Source organism: Pusillimonas sp. T2 (assembly GCF_002236805.1).
Taxonomy (GTDB): domain Bacteria; phylum Pseudomonadota; class Gammaproteobacteria; order Burkholderiales; family Burkholderiaceae_B; genus Neopusillimonas.
The window spans coordinates 69,122-89,903 of record NZ_NIQA01000008.1 but is presented as its reverse complement, the minus strand read 5'-3'; the positions used below and the strand labels follow the sequence as shown (position 1 = coordinate 89,903).

Genomic DNA, 20,782 nt, shown 5'->3' with positions numbered 1-20,782 from the left:
TTTTGGTCCGGGTGCCTCTATAATCACCGGTCATCTGTTTAATAGCGCCTTTTTTGTCAATGAAAACCTCCGAGATCCGCCAGAAATTTCTATCGTTCTTCGAATCGAAAGGTCACAACGTGGTGCCTTCGTCGTCGCTCATCCCAGGCAACGACCCAACGCTGCTGTTCACGAACGCCGGCATGGTTCAATTCAAAGACGTATTTACGGGTAAAGAGGCGCGCAGCTATCAGCGCGCGGTCAGCTCGCAACGCTGCGTGCGCGCCGGGGGCAAGCATAACGACCTTGAGAACGTGGGCTACACAGCCAGGCATCACACGTTCTTCGAGATGCTGGGTAATTTCAGCTTTGGCGATTACTTCAAGCGCGAAGCCATTTATCACGCCTGGGAGCTTCTGACCACGGTTTACAACCTCCCTCCCGAAAAGCTCTGGGTAACGGTTTACCAAGAAGATGACGAAGCCTACGACATCTGGCAAAAAGAAATCAAAGTGCCGGCCGAGCGCATCGTCCGTATTGGTGACAACAAAGGCGGGCGCTACGCCTCCGACAACTTCTGGCAAATGGGCGATACCGGCCCTTGTGGCCCGTGTTCCGAAATTTTCTACGACCATGGTCCCGATGTCTGGGGCGGTCCTCCGGGCTCGCCCGAAGAAGACGGTGATCGTTATATCGAGGTCTGGAACCTGGTGTTCATGCAATTCGAGCGCGACGCCGATGGCAACATGACGCCATTGCCCAAGCCTTGCGTCGATACCGGTATGGGGCTCGAGCGCATTGCGGCGGTGTTGCAGCACGTGCATTCCAACTACGAAATCGACCTTTTTCAGGCGCTCATCAAGGCCGCCGCGCGCGAAACAGGTACCTCCGACTTGGGCAACAACTCGCTTAAAGTCATTGCCGACCATATCCGGGCCTGCAGTTTCCTTATCGTTGATGGCGTTATTCCAAGCAACGAAGGTCGCGGCTATGTCCTGCGCCGTATTGTGCGACGCGCACTGCGACATGGTCACAAGCTGGGGCAGTCGGGCGTGTTCTTCCATCGGCTGGTGGCCGATCTGGTGGCGCAAATGGGCGACGCCTATCCCGAATTGGCCGCACAACAGGCGCGGGTCGAACAGGTGCTTCGCCAAGAAGAAGAGCGTTTCAGCGAAACACTTGAAAATGGCATGAAAATCCTCGATGGCGCGCTGGCATCGCTTCCCGAAGGTGGTGTGCTTGACGGTCAAACCTTGTTTACCTTGTACGACACCTATGGCTTTCCGGTCGACCTGACCGCCGATATTTGTCGTGAGCGCAAGGTCAATGTCGATTTACCCGGTTTCGAAGCGGCCATGAATCGGCAGCGCGAACAGGCTCGGGCAGCGGGCAAGTTCAAAGCCGCCGAAGGGCTCAGCTATTCGGGTGTCGAAACCCGTTTCGAAGGTTACGAACATTTGCAGGCCGAAGGGCGCGTCACAGCCCTTTATCTCGATGGCGTCTCGGTTGACAAAATTCAGGCTGGCCAAGAGGGTGTCGTCGTTCTCGACGTGACACCGTTTTACGCCGAGTCGGGTGGGCAGGTGGGTGATGCCGGCGTTCTGGCATCGGGTTCGACTCGCTTTGTCGTTGCCGATACTCAAAAAATTCAAAGTCAGGTGTTTGGGCATCATGGCACGCTCGAACAAGGCGTGCTGTCGGTGGGTGATACGGTGTCTGCACAGGTTGATGTTCAGCGCCGGGCGCGCACGGTACGTAATCACTCGGCGACTCACCTCATGCATAAAGCGCTTCGCGAAGTGTTGGGTGCTCACGTGCAGCAGCGTGGTTCATTGGTCGATGCTGACAAAACTCGTTTCGACTTCGCGCACGACGCGCAGGTCACACCCGATCAGATTATTGCTATCGAAAACATTGTGAATGCCGAAGTTCTGGGTAACCAGCAGGTACGCGCCCAGCTCATGTCGTACGATGATGCGGTACAGGGTGGGGCGGTGGCATTGTTCGGCGAAAAATACGGCGACGAAGTCCGGGTGCTCGATATCGGTTTTTCTCGCGAGTTGTGTGGCGGCACCCATGTGGCGCGCACCGGCGATATTGGTCTGTTCAAAATTGTCTCCGAGGGCGGTGTGGCGGCGGGTGTGCGTCGTATCGAAGCGATTACCGGCGACAACGCCCTTGCCTGGGTTCAGCAAACCAATGCCACGCTGCAACAGGCTGCAGGGTTGCTTAAAACCCAACCTGCAGAGCTTCTGGCGCGTATAGGGTTGCTGCAGTCTCAAGTCAAGGCCGCCGAGGCCGAGTCCCAGCGTTTGCAACAAAAACTGGCCGCATCGGCGGGTAACGATCTGATCGATAAGGCGGTCGATGTGGGTGGTGGGGTACGCCTGTTGGTGGGGCAGTTGGCGGGCGTCGATCCCAAAGCCTTGCGCGGTATGGTCGACGACCTTAAAGAGCGCCTTAAGCCTGCCGTCGTTTTGCTGGCGACAGCCGCCGATGACAAAATCAGCCTGGTTGCTGGCGTAACGCCCGATACCACCGGCAAAGTCAAGGCAGGGGACCTCGTTGGGTTCGTTGCCAGCCAGGTTGGGGGCAAGGGCGGTGGCCGGCCCGACATGGCCATGGGTGGTGGTACCGAGGCAGCTGCGTTGCCTGCAGCGCTGGCAGGGGTCGAAGCCTGGGTGCGCGAGCGTACGCAAGCCTGATGCGTGCTGGTTGATGTCATGAGCAAAGATACAACTTCTTTACCTGTATTCGATCTGGAAGTCGATGCTTCTGGGTTAAAATGCCCGCTGCCTATTTTGCGGGCCAAGAAAGCGCTGGCGCAACTGCAAAGCGGTCAAACCCTGAAAGTCATTACAACCGACACCAATGCGGTTCGAGATTTTCAGGCGTTTTGCCGGCAAACCGGTAATGCGCTGGTGACGCAGGTTGCCCAGGCTGACGCGACGGTACACTTTTTAACTCGTCGCTAGTTTGGCTGCCGGTAGTTGCCGCACTGCGCCGTTACGCGTCTGCTGGTTTAAGTTTTTTAATTTGTCAGGGCCTTTGTGGCTTTCTGGTGATTTTTTTGGTGGATTCTGGTTTTAGTTTGCTCGGTGCTTGCTAAAAGTGCTAGAATCTTTTGTTTTCCACATCATTTTCAAAGGATTACCTATGGTGGTGATTCGTCTGGCCCGTGGTGGCTCGAAGAAACGTCCGTTTTACAACCTTGTTGCTGCCGATTCGCGTAACCGTCGCGACGGCCGTTTTATCGAACGCGTTGGCTTTTACAACCCGGTTGCTGGCGAAGGCCAGGAAAACCTGCGTATTGCCCTTGATCGCGTCGAGCACTGGACCAGCAATGGCGCCCAGTTGTCGCCCGCAGTGGCTCGCCTGGTCAAAGAATACTCGGCCAAAGTCGCTGCCTGATTTCGGCTTGGCGTCGTAACAGGTTTAGGCTCATGAACGATAGCGCTTCACAAGCCGCACCCGTTTCCGACGCAACGCCCGACGATCTGGTTGAAGTCGGCCGCATTGCGGCAGCTTATGGCGTTAAAGGCTGGGTCAAGGTTCTGCCTTACTCGGCTCACGCCGATGCATTGCTCGCCGCTCGGCAATGGTGGCTCAAAGCGCCCGTTCCTCCTGGGAAAACGGGCGCTTTTTCGCGTCCTCAGTTATCGCGCGTGGTAATGTCGAAGCGTCATGGCGCTACCGTTGTGGCGCATTTGGCTGCCATCCCCGATCGTGATCGCGCCGAGGCCCACAAGGGTTACGCCATATTGGTGCCGCGCTCCAGTTTTCCTAAGGCTGACCCCGACGAGTATTATTGGGTTGACCTGGTCGGTTGTCGCCTTAATGGTGTCGACGACGACGGTAACGTCGTGTTAATTGGTCAGGTCAGCTCGGTTACCGACAACGGTGCACATGCCGTATTGCATGTTGCTCGGGCAACCGACGATGGCAAAGGCGGCCTGGTGCCTGTCCTCAACGACAAAGGGCGTCCCGTCGAAGTTCTTGTGCCGTTTGTGCTCGCACACGTGCACACGGTCGATTTGCCCAATAAACGCCTCGACAGCAACTGGCCGGTCGACCTCTAAGGGGCGGGTATGCGCTTCGACGTTATTTCCTTGTTCCCCGATATGTTTTCGGTGGTGCGCGACCTTGGTGTTACCGGGCGGGCTCACCGTCAATCCCGCTGGGCGCTGGGTTTATGGAATCCGCGCGATTTCACCCACGACGCCCACCGAACAGTTGATGACCGTCCGTATGGCGGCGGGCCGGGTATGGTAATGCTGGCCGAACCCCTGGAACACGCCGTCGATGCGGCCCAAGCCGCTCGCGATGATAGCGCTGCGCCGGTCATCCTCATGAGCCCCACCGGGCGCAGGTTCGATCAGGCCATGGCGCAAACGCTGGCCGACAGTCCGGGTGCCATTTTGGTCTGCGGGCGCTACGAAGGAATCGATCAGCGTTTTATTGATCGCCGCGTCACGCATGAAGTGTCTTTGGGTGATTTCGTCCTGTCTGGCGGTGAAATCGCAGCACTGGCCATCATTGATGCCACTATCCGTCTCTTGCCCGGCGTGCTGAATGCGGCCGATTCTGCCCTGCAAGATTCATTCAATGCTTCGCTTGGCGGCTTGCTCGATAGCCCGCACTACACACGCCCGGAAGTCTATCAAGAGGTCGCGGTGCCCGATGCGTTGTTGTCGGGACATCACGCCCATATTGCGAAATGGCGCCGGCAGCAATCGCTTGCTCTGACGTTTTCCCGTCGTCCCGATCTTATCGAGCAGGCGCGGGCGCGCGGTGATTTGACTCGTGCCGACGAAGCCTTTCTGGCGGGCTTGATTGCTTAGGGTCCGTGTGGGGTAGGGCTGATAGCCCCGGCCGCATTGCGCGGCCGGGAAAACACGGATTTGCCCCGCAGCCTTACTTCAGCTTGTTGAACTGCTCCTGCACCTTGCTCAAGGTTTCAGAGAATTGCGCAACTCGGGCTTTTTCTTGCTCAACGACGGCGGGCGGTGCTTTTTGCACAAACCTGTCGTTGGACAGCTTGGCGTTGGCCTTTTCAATCTCGCCGATCAGGCGTTCGATTTCTTTGCCCAGCCTTGCGCGCTCGGCAACCACGTCAATTTCGACCCGAAGCATGAGCTCGGTGGTTTCAACCACTTGCACCGGAGCGCCGACGTCGGGAAGCTGGTCGACAATGTCAACCTCGCTAAGCTTTGCCATAGCCGCCAGGTAGGCGCTGTTACGCGCCAGTACAGCGGGGTTGCCGCGTGCAACCAGAGGCACCCGTTGTGCGGGTGATAGATTCATCTCGCCTCGTAGCGCCCGAACCGCTTCGACCTGGGCTTTGAGCTCAGCGACCTGGGCTTCTGCCGTATCGTTGATTTTGGCGGGTTCGGCGACAGGGTAGGGGCGTACGCTGATGCTGGTGTCTTCGTTGGCCAGGCGTTTGCCAGCCACGATTGATACCTTTTGCCAAAGTTCTTCGGTGATGAACGGAATAATGGGGTGAGCAAGACGCAGCAGGGTTTCAAGCACGCGAATCAGGGTGCGGCGCGTGCCTAACTGCTGGGCTGGTGTGCCATTTTGAATTTGCACTTTGGCCAGCTCTAGGTACCAGTCGCAGTACTCGTCCCAAATGAAGTGATACAGAGCATTGGCGATAAAGTCGAAACGATAATCGGCGAATCCGCGTTCAACGTCGGCCTCGAGGCGCTGAAGCTGGCTGATGATCCATTGGTCGACAAACGACAGTTCGTCATTACCTTCGCCCGACAGGTCGTGCCCTTCGGTGTTCATCAGCACGAAACGCGTCGCGTTCCAGAGTTTGTTGCAGAAGTTGCGGTAGCCTTCGCAGCGCTTCAGATCGAAGTTGATGTTTCGACCCAGTGTGGCATAAGCTGCCATCGTGAAGCGTAGGGCATCGGTGCCGTAGGCAGGGAAGCCTTCCGGGTAGTCTTTGCGTGTTTTCTTCTCGATGGATGCGGCCTGGCGCGGATTCATCAGCCCGCTGGTGCGCTTGGTTACCAGAGACTCCAGGTCGATACCGTCGATCAGGTCGACCGGGTCGATGGTATTGCCCTTGGACTTGCTCATTTTTTTACCTTCCATGTCGCAGACGAGGCCGTGGACATAGACGGTTTTGAATGGAACCTGGCCGGTCATGTGCATGCTCATCATGACCATGCGCGCAACCCAGAAGAAAATGATGTCGAAACCGGTCACCAGAACGCTGGACGGCAAGTAGCGGGCCAGATCGCGGGTTTGTTCAGGCCAGCCCAGATCGGTGAACGGGACCAGTGCCGACGAAAACCAGGTATCGAGGACGTCGTTGTCGCGGGTGAGCGGGCCGTTAACGCCGGCTGCTCGGGCTTTCTCAAGCGCTTCGGCTTCGTTGCGCGCCACGAAAATCTGCCCGTCTTCGCTATACCATGCCGGGATCTGGTGCCCCCACCACAATTGTCGGGAAATACACCAATCCTGGATTTTTTCCAGCCACTGGTTATAGGTGGTTGTCCAGTTTTCGGGGCAAAACTTGACGCGGCCGTCGGCCACGACTTCTAAGGCGACCTGAGTGATGCTTTTGCCTGGGTGCAGGCTGTCTTGGGGGGCGGGTTTGCTCATGGCGACAAACCACTGGTCGGTCAGCATGGGCTCGATGACAGTTTGCGTGCGGTCGCCGCGCGGCACCATTAATTTGTGGGGTTTGATGTTTTTAAGCAAGCCCTGGGCGTCGAGGTCGGCCACAATTTGCTTGCGAGCCTCGAAGCGATCGAGCCCCTGGTATGCCGCGGGCGCGTTCTCGTTGATTTTCGCTTCGAGTGTGAGAATACTGATCTGGGGAAGCTGGTGACGTTGGCCGACAGCGTAGTCGTTGAAATCGTGCGCCGGAGTGACCTTGACAACGCCGGTACCGAACTCGCGGTCGACGTAGTCGTCGGCAATGACCGGAATTTGACGGCCGCACAGTGGCAGCTCGACTGTTTTGCCAATCAGGTGGGCGTAACGTTCGTCTTCAGGGTGCACCATAACGGCAACGTCGCCCAGCATGGTTTCCGGGCGGGTGGTGGCCACGACTAAATGAGTCAGCCCCCCTTGGGGCTCGGTCAGCGGGTAGGCAATTTCCCACATCGAGCCGTCTTCTTCCTCGCTGACCACTTCAAGATCGGAAACCGCTGTGCCCAAGACGGGATCCCAGTTCACCAGACGTTTGCCTCGGTAGATCAGGCCTTGTTCGAACAGGCGGACAAAGGTCTCGACAACGCCGCGTGACAGGTTGTCGTCCATGGTGAAGTATTCGCGGTCCCAGTCGGCCGAGGAGCCCAGGCGGCGGAATTGCTCGGTAATGGCGCTGCCCGATTTGTTCTTCCAGGTCCAGACTTTTTCCAGGAACTGTTCGCGCCCCAGGTCGTGACGGCTGATATTCTGGGCATCGAGCTGGCGCTCGACCACGATTTGCGTAGCGATGCCGGCGTGGTCGGTGCCTGGGATGAACACGGTGTCGTCACCGCGCATGCGATGGTAGCGCACCAAGCCGTCCATGACGGTTTGGTTGAACGCGTGACCCATGTGTAGTGTTCCGGTCACGTTAGGCGGCGGGAATTGAACGACGAACGGTTCGCTGGCATGGCCTGCGGCAGGTTGTACGTGTTGGCCGCCCCTGAAATACCCTTGTTGTTCCCATTTGGCGTACCAGCGCGATTCGAGCGCATCGGGCTCAAAACTTTTAGGCAAGGCGTTGTCGTCGGGGGTTGCGGCGTTAGATGTCATAAATTAGCTTGTTAATGCGTGTAATCGATAAAAATGCCACTGAAATGCGGTCTTTCTGAACGGTTCAGGGCGAAACCCGCCATTTTATGATGCAGAACGGGCAAATAGGCATGTTAAAATGAGCGGTTGACAAAAACTTTAGCAAAGTTATTGTTTTTACTAAGAAAATCTTTTCTTTCAATTTGGATATTTTATGGCAATCGAACGCACCCTTTCCATTATCAAACCCGATGCAGTCGCCAAGAACGTCATTGGCCAGATCGTTGCCCGCTTCGAGCAGGCCGGCCTGAAAGTCGTCGCCGCTCAGCTCAAACAGTTGTCGCGCGCCGAAGCTGAACGCTTTTACGCCGTTCATGCAGCACGTCCGTTTTTCAAAGATCTGGTTGATTTCATGGTTTCCGGTCCTGTGTTCGTTCAGGTTCTCGAAGGCGAAAGCGCCATCCAGAAAAACCGCGACCTGATGGGCGCAACAGATCCTAAAAAAGCTGAAGCCGGTACCATCCGCGCCGACTTCGCCGACAGCATCGACGCCAACGCAGTTCACGGTTCCGACGCTCCTGAAACCGCCGCAGTTGAAATTGCTTTCTTCTTCCCCGAAAGCAACATTCACAGCCGTTAATTTCTCGGGGCGATACCGCCCAAACTCATGACCGATACTACCGAACGAACCAACGTACTTGGCCTGGGCGCCACCGAACTGACCGATCTGGTTGCGCAGTGGGGTGGCAAGCCGTTTCGTGCACGTCAGCTTATGCGCTGGGTGCATCAGCGAAGCGCGGGTTCGTTCGAGGTCATGTCCGATCTGGCCCGCGAGTTTCGCGGCCAGCTCGACCAGCATTGCTGCATTGTTGCGCCGAGCGTACAAACCGAACAGCGCTCGTCCGATGGTACACGCAAGTGGCTGTTCGATGTCGGCAACAACAACGCCGTCGAAACCGTCTTCATTCCTGAAGATGATCGCGGCACCTTATGCATTTCCAGCCAGGCCGGCTGCACGGTTGCGTGCCCGTTTTGCTCTACGGGTTATCAGGGTTTCAACCGAAACCTCACCACCGCCGAAATCATCGGGCAGCTGTGGCATGCGAAACGCACCCTCGAGGCCGACTTGGGCAGTGCGCGCATCGATGGCCCCGGCTCGGTAGCGCCGCCGCAGCGCGTGATCACCAACGTCGTCATGATGGGCATGGGCGAACCCTTGCTCAATTACGACAACGTCCTGGGGGCCTTGCGCCTCATGCTCGACGACAACGCCTATGGGTTGTCGCGTCGCCGGGTAACGGTCAGTACATCGGGCGTCGTGCCTTTCATCGACCGTCTTGCCCAAGATTGTCCCGTGGCTCTGGCGGTATCGCTGCATGCCCCCAACGATGCCCTGCGCGATCGCCTGGTACCCCTTAATCGCAAACATTCGTTGCGCGAACTGCTCGACGCCTGCAATCGTTATTTGCAGCATGCACCGCGCGATTTCATCACTTTCGAATACATAATGCTTGACGGTGTCAATGACACCGATCAGCACGCCCGCGAACTCATTGATATCGCGCGGCAGGTACGTTGCAAGTTCAACCTGATCCCGTTTAACCCTTTTCCTCAGTCGGGGTTGAAGCGCTCCCCAGCTGCCCGGGTTCGTATTTTCGCGCAGCGGCTGACCGATGCCGGTGTCGTCACTACAGTGCGTAAAACACGCGGCGACGACATCGCTGCTGCTTGTGGTCAACTGGCCGGCGATGTCAAAGACCGCACGCGCATCAACGAAAGGTTGCCCGATCGTGCCACCATACTCATCAAAGAGGAGCATGCATGAACCAACCCCTGCTCAAAGAAGAGGCGCAGTCCGGTTCCGTCGTCAACTTACGAGACGGTGTCGGCGCAACGCTGAAAACCCTGAGACAGGCGCGGCGCGTCACACTGTCTGAAGCCTCCGCCCGATTGAAGTTTTCTACACGGCAGTTGCAAGCGCTCGAAGCCGAGCAATGGGCCGACCTTCCGGTGGGCTTGCCTTTACGCGGCATGGTTAAAAATTATGCGCGTTTCCTCGAGGCCGATGTCGATGCCATTATGGTGATGCTCGGCAATCAAACCGGCAATGCAGCCGTGCCCAAAGCTGGTATTGCGCCCATCGAGGGCGGGGCCGCCTTTACGCCATCCGATCTTCCTGTTCAGCACGAATCCCGCGGTTTCTCGTGGGTTTGGTTTGTGGTGATTTTGTTGGTGTTGGCGGCTGCCGGTTTTTATGCTGTCGACCGTGGCTGGGTGCCTGAAGCCTGGCTGACCCTCGAATGGTTCCGGTCGGCTCAGTCCTGACTTTACATTAGTCTGTTACAGCAGCAATGACGCATATTGACTCCCCGGCCGGTCAAGACCGGCCAAATGTTTCCGTGGGCCCCGCGTCCCGCCGCGACACCCGTCAGGTCGTTCTTTCCTGGAACGATCACACGGTGCGTGTCGGTGGAGGTGCGCCGGTTGTCGTGCAGTCCATGACCAATACCGATACGGCCGACCCCATCGCAACCGCCATTCAGGTCAAAGATCTGGCTATGGCCGGCTCCGAAGTCGTGCGTATTACCGTCAACACGCCCGAAGCCGCAGCGCAAGTGCCCGCCATTCGTGAGCAGCTTGACCGCATGGGCGTTAACGTCCCCCTGGTGGGCGACTTTCATTACAACGGCCACAAGCTGCTTACCCAGTTTCCTGATTGTGCCCAGGCATTGTCCAAGTATCGTATCAACCCGGGCAATATGGGCGCGGGTAACAAACGCGACGACAACTTTGCTCAAATGATTGAAGTGGCCTGTCGTTACAACAAGCCGGTGCGTATTGGCGTTAATTGGGGCAGTCTCGACAGTAGCCTCATGGCCAAAATGATGGATGAAAATAGTCGCCGGGCGCAGCCATGGGCCGCACAGGCAGTCATGCGCGAAGCGCTTGTCGTATCGGCCATCAGCAACGCACAGCGTGCCGAGGCCCTCGGGTTGCCAGGCAATGCCATCGTGTTGTCGTGCAAGGTCAGCCATGTGCAAGACCTTATCGCGGTTTACCAAGACCTGGCTTCGCGTTGCGACTATCCCTTGCATTTGGGCCTGACCGAAGCCGGCATGGGCAGCAAGGGCATCGTTGCCTCGACGGCTGCGCTCGCGGTTTTGCTGCAACAGGGTATTGGCGATACTATTCGCATCTCGCTCACGCCCGAGCCGGGCGGAGACCGCACGCGCGAAGTCGTTGTGGCGCAAGAAATTTTGCAAACTATGGGGTTGCGTGCGTTCACGCCCATGGTGGTTGCGTGTCCGGGTTGCGGGCGTACCAGCAGCACGGTGTTTCAAGAACTGGCCGATAGCATTCAAACCTATTTGCGTCAGCAAATGCCGGTCTGGAAAACGCGTTATCCGGGTGTCGAAACCATGAATGTTGCCGTGATGGGGTGCGTGGTGAACGGCCCAGGCGAAAGCCAGCACGCCGACATCGGTATCAGCCTGCCGGGTACGGGCGAGGTGCCCTCGGCGCCAGTCTACGTCGACGGCCGCCGCACGGTTACGCTTAAAGGTGATAGCATCGCCAGCGAGTTCCAGGCCATTGTCGAGCGTTACGTCGAAGAAAAATATGGGGTTGGTGGTCACTCCCGCTAACCGGTTACGCAAAAAGAGCATTTATGTCGCAGTCGTTTAAAAAAGTGCATGCCATTACCGGCATGAAAGATGTCTTGCCAGAATCCAGCGCGCACTGGGAGCAACTCGAAGAAATAGTCCGGCAGTGGCTGGCCGCCTACGGGTACCGCAACATGCGCGCGCCTGTGCTCGAGCACACACGTTTGTTTACGCGAGGTATTGGCGAAGTTACCGACATCGTCGAAAAAGAAATGTATTCGTTCACCGATGCGTTGAACGATGAACACCTTACCCTGCGCCCCGAGTTCACTGCGGGCATTGTTCGCGCCACCATCGAACACAACTTGTTGTACGACCGTCCGCAACGTGTGTATTCGTTGGGTCCGGTATTTCGTCACGAAAAGCCTCAGCGCGGCCGGTATCGCCAGTTTCATCAAATCGACGTCGAGGCGCTTGGGTTCGCCGGCCCCGATATCGACGCCGAATTGATCGTGATGCTGTCTCGTCTCTGGAAGACGTTGGGGCTTCAGCATGTGCGCCTCGAGCTGAATTCGTTGGGTCAGCCCCACGAAAGGGCCGCGCACCGCGAGGCGCTGGTGCGGCATCTCGAAGCCCACATCGACGTACTCGACGAAGAGGCCCGACGTCGCATGCACACCAATCCGCTGCGTGTGCTCGACACCAAAAACCCTGCCATGCAAGACATGGCTAATGCGGCCCCCAGTCTTTTCGACTTCCTGGGCGACGAGTCGCGCGCACACTTCGACGGCGTGTGCGCCCGGTTGGCCGACGCCGGAATTTCGTACACCCTTAACCCTCGTCTGGTGCGTGGTCTCGATTACTACAACGGTACGGTTTTCGAATGGATTACCGACCAGTTGGGCGCGCAGGGCACGGTCTGCGGCGGTGGGCGCTACGACGGCCTCATCGAGCTTCTGGGTGGCAAAAGCGCCCCGGCGGTTGGTTTTGCCATTGGTATGGAGCGTTTGCTCGATCTCTGGAGCCAGTCTCAGGCACCGCTGGCCGTACCCGAGTGTCAGGTTTACATGATTCACCAGTCTGATGCGGCGCAACGCGCTGCGGCCACACTGGCCGAATCATTGCGCGACGCTGGCGTGCGTGTCATTGTTCATGCCGGATCGTCTGGTTTCAAGTCGCAGTTCAAGCGTGCCGATGCCAGTGGCGCACAGGCGGCAGTCATTATTGGCGAAGATGAGTTGCGCGAAAACACGGTCAGCATAAAATGGCTGCGCGCCGATGCCATCTCCGATGGCCAGCAACAAGAGACGGTTCCAATGACCCGTCTGGTAGAAGTCCTGAAACAAAAGGTATAAAAACAGCATGGCATACGATCTCGAAGAACAGGAAAAACTAGACGCAATCCGGCAGTGGTGGGACCGTTACGGCACGTTGATCGTGACAGTAGTTGCGGTTGTTGCGCTGGCCTTCGCCGGTTGGCGCGGTTGGCAGTGGTACGAAGGTAATCAGGCCCGTCAGGCCATGGGTTACTTCGAAGCCCTCGAATCTGCGGCCACCAAGCCGGGTGATGACTCCCTCGAGCGGGTCAAGGCGGCGAGCCAGACCCTGCGTGCCGACTTCCCGGCGTCGGGTTACACCACGCGCGGCGCCTTGGTGGCTGCCCAGGTGTTGGCACAACAGCAAGATTACGCAGGCGCCAAAGAACAATTGCAGTGGGTTATCGACAACAGTAAAGACCCCGCACTGGTGCCTTTGGCCCAGTTGCGTCTTGCCGGTGTTTTGCTCGAACAGAAAGAGTACGACGCCGCGTTGGCGCTGGTCGCCAACGGGCCTGAAGCCTTCGAGGCCTTGTTCTCCGACCGTCAGGGCGATGTTCTGGCCGCACAAGGCAAGAAAGAAGACGCCAAGTCTGCCTGGCTGAATGCTATCGAAGCCTTGGGCGCCGACCCCATGACCCAAATTATTCAACTCAAAATTGACGCCCTCGGAGTCTGACCTTATGCATGCTGTTATGTCTCGTCGTCTGAAGTGTGCCGTTGCGGCGCTCAGCCTTTCTGTGTTGGCAGGCTGCTCCTGGTTTACGCCCAAAGACCCACGCTTCGAGCCGGCCCCGCTTACCGAATATCCGGCAGGCGTTTCGGCCAGCATGGCCTGGTCGGTCAATATCGGTAGCGGCGGCGGTTCCGGTTTCGTACCCGTTGTTGTGGGGGACAGCGTTTACGCGGCGACCCCCAATGGTAATGTCGTCAAGGCCAGCTTGTCGGGCGGCGGTATGCAATGGCGGGCCGACGCAGGCGTCGACTTGTCTGCAGGGGTAGGTTCCGATGGCATCACAACTGCAGTTGCAGGCCCTGATGGTACGGTAGTGGCATTCGACGACCAGGGCCAGGAAAAATGGCGCGCCCAGGCCTCCAGCGAAGTTTTTGTGCCGCCCGTCGTGGGCGCAGGCGTTGTCGTGGTGCGTAGCAGCGACTACCGCATCCAGGCATTCGACGCTGCCACGGGCGACCGACTGTGGTCTGTGCAGCGCCCAGGTCCGGCGCTGGCGCTAAAAACCAATATGCAAATGCTGATCATCGAAGGGGTGGTCATTTCCGGTTTGCCCAATGGTCGTCTTATTGTCATTTCTGCCCAAGACGGCGCGGTGCAATGGGAAGGCACAGTATCGACACCGCGCGGCGCCACCGACCTGGAACGCATCAATGACGTTGTGGGCGCGCCGCAAACTCAGGGGTCGTTGCTGTGCGGCGCCTCTTATCAAGGGCGTATCGTGTGTTTCGATATCGCTCAGGGTGGGATCCCGGTTTGGGAACAGGCGTTCTCCACGACCACGGGCATTGCCTCCGATAGTCGTCAGGTATACGGTGCAGCCGGGCGTGATACGGTTTACGCCTTCAGCCTGACCGACGGTGGCGAGCAATGGCGACAAGATGCTTTGCGCAACCGCCGCTTGTCCGGTCCGGCTGTGGTTGGTTCGGCGGTTGCCTTTGGTGATTACGATGGATACGTCCACTTTCTCTCGTCTTCCGACGGCCGTTTGCTTGGCCGTCTGCAGGTTGGCGGTGGGGCAGTGGTCTCACCGTTGGTCTCCACGCCGCGTGGCGTGCTGGTCCAGACGGGTAATGGCAGTTTAGTTTTGGTTGGTGTCAATTGAAAAAGGTTTTATTCAAGCCGGTAGTGGCTTTGGTCGGTCGGGCCAACGTGGGTAAATCCACGTTGTTCAACCGTCTTACCCGTTCGCGTGCTGCTCTGGTGGCCGATTTTTCCGGGTTGACGCGCGACCGCCATTACGGCGAAGGCCGGGTCGGAAAGTATCCTTTCCTGGCTGTCGATACCGGTGGTTTCGAGCCTGTTGCCAAAAGCGGCATTGTGGCCGAAATGGCGCGCCAAACCCAGCAAGCCATTGCCGAATCCGATGTTGTCATTTTTCTGGTCGATGCTCGTGCAGGTGTTAATGCCCACGACCACGAAATCGCGCGCTTATTGCGTCGCTCGGGTCAACGGGTGTTTCTGGCAGTGAACAAGGCCGAAGGCATGCGCAATGCTGGTGCCATCGCCGAATTCCACGAACTGGGTTTGGGTGAACCTTACCCCATCTCAGCTTCGCACGGCGACGGCGTCGTCGACCTCATCGAGCACGCCTTATCGTTTCTCGACGAGGGGGCCGACGACGATCGCGCCGATATCTCAGCCGACGAAGATACGTACGGCGATGTATTGGACATCGACGCTGAAGGCGGTTTGCCTGATTTGGATGCCGAGGCAGACGAATCAGCCGACGACCAGCAAGCCGACGAGAACAAGCGCCATCGCATAAAGCTGGCGATCGTGGGGCGGCCCAACGTCGGCAAGTCGACGCTTATCAACACGTTGCTGGGCGAAGAGCGCGTCATTGCATTCGACATGCCAGGCACGACCCGCGACGCCATCGAGATCGACTTCGAACACGAAGGTACGTCGTTTACCCTGATCGACACGGCGGGCTTGCGTCGTCGCGGCAAGGTCTTCGAGGCCATTGAAAAGTTTTCGGTCATTAAAACCTTGCAGGCCATCGAGGCTTGCAACGTGGTTGTGCTCATGCTCGATGCCCACGCCGAAATTTCCGATCAAGACGCTCACATTGCCGGGTTTATTGTCGAAACAGGGCGCGCCCTGGTTGTGGCGATAAATAAGTGGGACGGCCTCAACGCCGAAGAGCGAGACCGCATCAAGCACGAGTTCGAACGCAAACTACGGTTTTTATCGTTTGCGCGTATGCACACCATCTCGGCACTTAAAGACAAGGGTATTCAGCCTTTGCTCAAGTCGATCAGGTCGGCACATGCGGCCGCGTTTTCGAAGTTGTCAACGCCCAAGCTCACGCGCGTGTTGCTGGCGGCCGTCGAGCAGCAGCCACCACCTCGAAAAGGTATTTTCCGCCCCAAAATGCGCTACGCACACCAGGGCGGGCAGAACCCGCCGCTCATCGTTATTCACGGTAACGCGCTCGATGCCATCCCCGATGCTTATCGTCGCTACCTTGAGGCCCGGTTCAGGGCGGCGTTCAAGCTCGAGGGCACACCGTTGCGTATCGAATTCAAGTCATCAAATAATCCGTATATTCAGAAGGGGGCCTGATTGAGCCGTTTCTGGAGTGATCACGTTGCTGGGCTTTCGCCTTACGTGCCTGGCGAGCAGCCGAAAATTCTCGACCTGCTCAAGCTCAATACCAACGAGCATCCGTGGGGGCCATCGCCGTTGGCCATCAAGGCCATGCAGGAAGCGGCAAACGAGCGGCTGCGGTTGTACCCCGATCCGCAATCCACCGCGCTGTGTCAAGCAATTGCCGAGCATCACGGCGTGTCGCCCGCTCAGGTTTTTGTCGGTAACGGTTCCGACGAAGTGCTGGCCCATGTGTTCAACGGCTTGTTCCGGCACGCCGGGCGGCCTTTGCTCATGCCCGACATCAGCTATAGCTTTTATAAAACGTATTGCCGTTTGTTCGACGTTCCCGCCGAGCTTCAACCGCTGGCTGACGACTTTTCAATCAATGTCGACGATTACACGCAGACGCGTGCGGTAACTCCGGCGGGCATTATTTTTGCCAACCCTAATGCGCCGACCAGCATGGCGCTTGGGCTTGACGATATCCGTCGCATCGCGCGGGCCAATCCCGACGTCGCCGTTATCGTCGACGAGGCTTATGTCGACTTCGGTGCCGAGTCCGCTGTTGCCCTGTTGTCAGAATTTGACAACATTGCGGTGGTGCATACGCTTTCAAAATCGCGCTCTTTGGCAGGCTTGCGCGTGGGTTATGCCGTGGGTAGTCCGGCTATTATCGAAGCGCTGGTGCGGGTAAAAGACAGCTTTAACTCATACCCACTCGACAGCATTGCGCAGGCGGGCGCCATCGCGTCCATTCAAGACCGCGATTACTTCAGGCGTGCATGTCAGGCTATTATCGATGCGCGCGACGCGCTGACGGCTGACCTGGTTGCATTGGGTTTTCAGGTATTGCCCAGCGCCGCCAATTTTGTATTCGCGCGTCATCCAAAGCACGATGCTGCCGGACTGGCGCGAGGGCTGCGCGAGAATCGTATTCTGGTGCGTCATTTTGCTCAGCCTCGCATCGATCAGTTCTTGCGTATTACGGTGGGTACGCCCGACGAATGCCAACGCTTGTGTCAGGTGTTAGCCGTTTTGCTGGGCGACCAAAAATTACAGTAATTTGTCAGGCAATCGTGGCGAATTACGGGGAAACCCTGTACAGTAGACGTTTGCGGTATTTATCCATAACAACACAATTGGAGTTAAGCCAATGAGCAACAAAGGGCAAACATTACAAGACCCGTTCCTGAACGCACTGCGCAAAGAGCACGTGCCTGTATCCATTTATCTGGTTAACGGTATCAAGCTGCAGGGCCAAATCGAATCTTTCGACCAGTACGTCGTTTTGCTGCGTAATACCGTTACCCAAATGGTGTACAAGCATGCTATTTCTACGGTCGTGCCTGCTCGTCCGGTCAATCTCCAGCTCGATGACGCTGCCGCTGAATAACGCTGCAGTCGCCCCTCTCTACGAACAGCCCGCCATGCGCGTCGCGCAGGCGGGCGTTTCGTTTTTGTGCACTACATGAAAGCTTTAGTTATTAGCGTCGATCTGGGCAATCCCGATTTCCCTGCCCATACCGAAGAGTTCATCATGCTGGCCGAAGGTGCTGGCGCCGACATTGTCGGTCATTTGGTAGCCCGAAGACAGCGGCCCGACGCCGCCTATTTCATCGGTACAGGCAAGCTCGAAGAAGCCAAGTTAATGGCCGACGAGAACGAGGCCGACATCATCTTGTTCGACCAGCCGCTTTCGCCGGCCCAGCAACGCAACCTCGAACGTGGCCTGAACCGGCGGGTGGTCGATCGCGTGGCGCTTATCCTGGATATTTTTGCGTTACGCGCCAAAAGTCATGAGGGTAAGCTTCAGGTCGAGCTGGCGCAATTGCAGCACTTGTCGACACGTTTGACGCGTTTGTGGACTCACCTTGAACGTCAGCGTGGCGGTATCGGTATGCGTGGGCCAGGCGAGTCCCAGCTCGAAATGGACCGCCGCATGATTGGCGCCAAAGTCAAGCTGTTGCGCGAACGGCTAGACCGTGCCCAGCGTCAGCGCAGTACACAACGGCGTTCTCGCATGCGCGGTGGCATCATGTCGATTTCGTTGGTAGGGTATACCAACGCGGGCAAGTCAACCCTGTTCAATGCATTGACCCGGGCGGGCGCCTATGCGGCCGATCAATTGTTTGCCACGCTTGATACCACCACGCGCAAGCTCTGGATAGAAGGCACGGGGCAAGTGGTGGTGTCTGACACCGTGGGGTTCATTCGCGATTTGCCGCCTACGCTTATCGCGGCGTTCAGGGCGACGCTTGAAGAAACCGTGCAGGCCGACTTATTGCTGCACGTGGTCGATGCCTCAAGTCATCAGCGTGACGAGCAAATCGCCGAGGTGCACAAAGTGCTCGCAGATATCGGGGCTGGTGATATCCCGCGAATTATGGTGTACAACAAAATAGATGCCGCAGGCTACGAGCCGCGGGTAGAGCGCGACGAACATGGTACCATTGTGCGCGTATTTGTTAGTGCCCTGACGCGGGCGGGCCTTGACGGCCTTCGTCAGGCCATCGTCGAATCAGGTCAAGTCGCAGGAAATAATGCGTTTAATGTCGAAAATATTTAACTTGAATGATCCCGGCTGGGGTCGCGGAAAAGGCGGCAACGAGCCGCCCCGTAAACCCGATAACAACCAGGGCAATAACGGCGGTCCGCCCGACCTCGACGAGGTCTGGCGCGATTTCAACAACCGCGTCGGTTCATTGTTCGGGCGTAAAGGCCGTCGTGGCGGCGGCGGTGGTTACCAAGGTGGCGGCGGTAACCCCGTACAGTTGCCCAAGGGTTCCCCCAAGCTGGTAGTTGGTGGGCTGGTCGTCTTGGTGGGCTTGTGGCTGGCCAGCGGCTTCGTGGTTGTCCAAGAAGGGCAGGTCGCGGTGGTCACCAAATTCGGTAAGTATGTCAAAACCCTTAATCCGGGTTTGCAATGGCATATGCCATACCCCATCGAAGAGCATCAAACCGTCAATATTTCGCAATTGCGTACGTTTGAAGTCGGTTTCCGCGGGTCGGCGCGCAACAAGGTGTTGCCCGAATCCCTCATGCTGACTACTGACGAGAACATCGTCGATGTGCAGTACGTGGTGCAATATCGTCTGATGCCCAACGGTGCGCCCGATTATCTTTTCAAAACCGTCGATCCAGACGAATCCGTCCGCCAGGCAGCCGAAACCGCCATGCGCGATGTGGTCGGCCGTCAGCCCATGGACTCCGTGTTGTATTCGGCCCGTACGCAAATTGCCGCTGATGTGCAGCGCCTTGCCCAGGAAATCCTTGATCGTTACCAGACCGGCATTCAGGTCAGCACGGTAGCTATCCAGAACGTGCAGCCGCCCGAGCAGGTTCAGGCCGCGTTTGATGATGCCGTCAAGGCAGGTCAAGACCGCGAACGTCAGATCAACGAGGGTAACGCCTACGCCAGCCGCGTCATCCCCGAAGCGCAGGGGCAGGCCGCCCGACTTGTTCAAGAGGCCGAAGGTTACCGCGTTTCTGTGGTCAGTCGTGCTGAAGGTGACGGGGCGCGTTTTAGCAGCATCGAAGCCGAGTACGCCAAGGCACCCGAGGTCACCCGCGAACGTATGTATCTCTCGACGATGCAGTCCATCCTCGAGAAATCGTCCAAGGTGTTCATTGACAGCGAATCGAGCAACAACATGCTGTATTTGCCACTCGATAAAATCATGCAGCAAGCCGCGCGCAACCCCGATGCCGCGACCCAGTCTGCCAGTGCTTCCTCTGCGTCCACGCCGGCCGCAGCCGACAAGTCTGCCACCAATGCACCGGGTGCTGCCCGGTCGGGCAGTAGCAATCCGTATAGCGGCGGGTCGTCAAGCTCGCTCATGACGAGCCCTTATTCGCGCTAACGGAGGCCTCACACTATGCAACGTTTCTTTCCCTATCTAGTTGGTCTGGTCATTTTGCTGGCCGTAGCCTCTTCTTGTGTGTTTGTTGTGCGCGAGCGTGATGCTGCCTTGGTATTTGCCTTGGGTGAAGTGCGCGAAACCATCACCGAACCCGGGCTGTACTTCAAGCTGCCGCCTCCCTTCGAGAATATCGTCACCCTCGATCGTCGTCTGCAGACCATCGAGTCGCGCGACCCCGAGCGTATTCAAACCGCCGAGAAGAAAAACCTTCTGATCGACTCCTACGTTAAATGGCGCATTGTCGATCCGCGTTTGTACTACGTGACTTTCGGTTTGAATCGGCGTGCCGCCGAAGAGCGCCTCAGCGCGCAAATTCGCGATGCGCTTAATGCCGCCGTCAACGTGCGTACCGTGAAGCAGGTGGTGTCCAGCGAGCGCGGCGACATCATGCGCGAAGTGTTGGCTAACGTCGATCGTCGGGCCAAACCTTTGGGTGTCGAGGTTGTAGACGTTCGTCTTATTCGCATCGACTTTGCCCCCGAAATTTCCGAGTCGGTCTATCGCCGCATGGAAGCCGAGCGCAAGGAAGAGGCCAACCGTTTACGGGCTACCGGCGCAGCCGACGGCGAACGTATTCGTGCTCAGGCCGACCGCGAACGTCAAGAAATCCTCTCCAAAGCGTATGCCGACGCGCAAGAAATCAAAGGTCAGGGCGATGCCCAGGCTGCCGATATCTACGCACGTGCTTATGGCCGGAATCCCGATTTCTACAGCTTCTACAAAAGCCTAGAAAGCTATCAGTCGGCTTTCTCGGGTTCAGACGACACGCTGGTGTTAAGTCCAAAGTCAGACTTCTTCAAGTTCTGGTCTGATGCTTCGGGCAAAACGCGCTACAATACGCCGTAAGTTGAAATACTTCCGCAAGCGACTTGGCGGGCTTACGCCCCAAGTCGC

The 20,782-nt window shown here is 57.5% G+C and carries 19 protein-coding genes; 18 read left to right on the top strand and 1 reads right to left on the bottom strand.

The genetic code is table 11. The features are described from left to right. Nucleotides 1-59 precede the first annotated feature (59 nt). The 5 genes from alaS to trmD all read left to right on the top strand — a co-directional run bounded on the left by alaS (nucleotide 60) and on the right by trmD (nucleotide 4,820). A complete protein-coding gene (gene alaS / locus PuT2_RS12455; RefSeq protein ID WP_093971309.1) occupies nucleotides 60-2,684 on the top strand; it encodes an alanine--tRNA ligase in 2,625 nt (874 codons plus the stop codon). An 18-nt stretch (nucleotides 2,685-2,702) separates the two neighbouring features. After that, a complete protein-coding gene (locus PuT2_RS12450; RefSeq protein WP_093971365.1) occupies nucleotides 2,703-2,954 on the top strand; it encodes a sulfurtransferase TusA family protein in 252 nt (83 codons plus the stop codon). A gap of 181 nt (nucleotides 2,955-3,135) precedes the next feature. Then, complete coding sequence (rpsP, locus tag PuT2_RS12445; protein ID WP_093971308.1) at nucleotides 3,136-3,390, top strand: 30S ribosomal protein S16; 255 nt, start codon at nucleotides 3,136-3,138, stop codon at nucleotides 3,388-3,390. A gap of 32 nt (nucleotides 3,391-3,422) precedes the next feature. Beyond that, nucleotides 3,423-4,058, top strand: a complete 636-nt coding sequence (gene rimM, locus PuT2_RS12440) for a ribosome maturation factor RimM (RefSeq protein ID WP_093971307.1) — start codon at nucleotides 3,423-3,425, stop codon at nucleotides 4,056-4,058. A gap of 9 nt (nucleotides 4,059-4,067) precedes the next feature. After that, nucleotides 4,068-4,820 carry a tRNA (guanosine(37)-N1)-methyltransferase TrmD gene (gene trmD / locus PuT2_RS12435; RefSeq protein WP_093971306.1) on the top strand — a complete coding sequence of 251 codons (753 nt, stop codon included), beginning with the start codon at nucleotides 4,068-4,070 and terminating at the stop codon, nucleotides 4,818-4,820. 73 nt (nucleotides 4,821-4,893) lie between these two features. On the opposite strand, the gene PuT2_RS12430 is transcribed toward trmD, so the two are convergent. Continuing rightward, on the bottom strand, nucleotides 4,894-7,743 hold the full coding sequence (locus PuT2_RS12430; protein ID WP_093971305.1) for a valine--tRNA ligase: 2,850 nt from the start codon (nucleotides 7,741-7,743) through the stop codon (nucleotides 4,894-4,896). Between the two features lie 193 nt (nucleotides 7,744-7,936). On the opposite strand from PuT2_RS12430, the gene ndk reads away from it, so the two are divergent. From ndk to hflC, 13 genes are all read left to right on the top strand, one after another. Continuing rightward, the gene (gene ndk / locus PuT2_RS12425) at nucleotides 7,937-8,362 is read left to right on the top strand and encodes a nucleoside-diphosphate kinase (protein WP_093971304.1); all 426 of its coding nucleotides are present in this window, start codon (nucleotides 7,937-7,939) and stop codon (nucleotides 8,360-8,362) included. Between the two features lie 27 nt (nucleotides 8,363-8,389). Beyond that, on the top strand, nucleotides 8,390-9,547 hold the full coding sequence (rlmN, locus tag PuT2_RS12420; protein ID WP_093971303.1) for a 23S rRNA (adenine(2503)-C(2))-methyltransferase RlmN: 1,158 nt from the start codon (nucleotides 8,390-8,392) through the stop codon (nucleotides 9,545-9,547). Then, nucleotides 9,544-10,047 (top strand): RodZ family helix-turn-helix domain-containing protein, encoded by a 504-nt coding sequence (locus PuT2_RS12415; protein ID WP_093971302.1) that lies wholly within the window; start codon nucleotides 9,544-9,546, stop codon nucleotides 10,045-10,047. Before rlmN ends, PuT2_RS12415 begins: the two co-directional genes overlap by 4 nt. 26 nt (nucleotides 10,048-10,073) lie before the next feature. Beyond that, on the top strand, nucleotides 10,074-11,366 hold the full coding sequence (gene ispG / locus PuT2_RS12410; protein WP_093971301.1) for a flavodoxin-dependent (E)-4-hydroxy-3-methylbut-2-enyl-diphosphate synthase: 1,293 nt from the start codon (nucleotides 10,074-10,076) through the stop codon (nucleotides 11,364-11,366). A 23-nt stretch (nucleotides 11,367-11,389) separates the two neighbouring features. Further along, complete coding sequence (gene hisS, locus PuT2_RS12405) at nucleotides 11,390-12,679, top strand: histidine--tRNA ligase (protein WP_093971300.1); 1,290 nt, start codon at nucleotides 11,390-11,392, stop codon at nucleotides 12,677-12,679. 7 nt (nucleotides 12,680-12,686) lie between these two features. Continuing rightward, nucleotides 12,687-13,319, top strand: coding sequence for a tetratricopeptide repeat protein (locus tag PuT2_RS12400; protein WP_093971299.1), 633 nt, complete (start codon nucleotides 12,687-12,689; stop codon nucleotides 13,317-13,319). Between the two features lie 4 nt (nucleotides 13,320-13,323). Beyond that, entirely contained in the window at nucleotides 13,324-14,478 is a 1,155-nt protein-coding gene (bamB, locus tag PuT2_RS12395; RefSeq protein ID WP_093971298.1) for an outer membrane protein assembly factor BamB, read from the top strand. Next, the gene (gene der, locus PuT2_RS12390; protein ID WP_093971297.1) at nucleotides 14,475-15,941 is read left to right on the top strand and encodes a ribosome biogenesis GTPase Der; all 1,467 of its coding nucleotides are present in this window, start codon (nucleotides 14,475-14,477) and stop codon (nucleotides 15,939-15,941) included. Before bamB ends, der begins: the two co-directional genes overlap by 4 nt. Next, entirely contained in the window at nucleotides 15,942-17,030 is a 1,089-nt protein-coding gene (gene hisC, locus PuT2_RS12385) for a histidinol-phosphate transaminase (RefSeq protein ID WP_093971296.1), read from the top strand. Between the two features lie 91 nt (nucleotides 17,031-17,121). Beyond that, a complete protein-coding gene (gene hfq / locus PuT2_RS12380) occupies nucleotides 17,122-17,361 on the top strand; it encodes an RNA chaperone Hfq (RefSeq protein ID WP_093971295.1) in 240 nt (79 codons plus the stop codon). Nucleotides 17,362-17,436: 75 nt separating this feature from the next. Beyond that, nucleotides 17,437-18,534, top strand: coding sequence for a GTPase HflX (gene hflX / locus PuT2_RS12375; protein ID WP_093971294.1), 1,098 nt, complete (start codon nucleotides 17,437-17,439; stop codon nucleotides 18,532-18,534). Beyond that, on the top strand, nucleotides 18,509-19,828 hold the full coding sequence (gene hflK / locus PuT2_RS12370) for an FtsH protease activity modulator HflK (protein WP_093971293.1): 1,320 nt from the start codon (nucleotides 18,509-18,511) through the stop codon (nucleotides 19,826-19,828). Before hflX ends, hflK begins: the two co-directional genes overlap by 26 nt. Before the next feature lie 15 nt (nucleotides 19,829-19,843). Continuing rightward, complete coding sequence (gene hflC / locus PuT2_RS12365; protein WP_093971292.1) at nucleotides 19,844-20,734, top strand: protease modulator HflC; 891 nt, start codon at nucleotides 19,844-19,846, stop codon at nucleotides 20,732-20,734. Nucleotides 20,735-20,782: the final 48 nt, after the last annotated feature.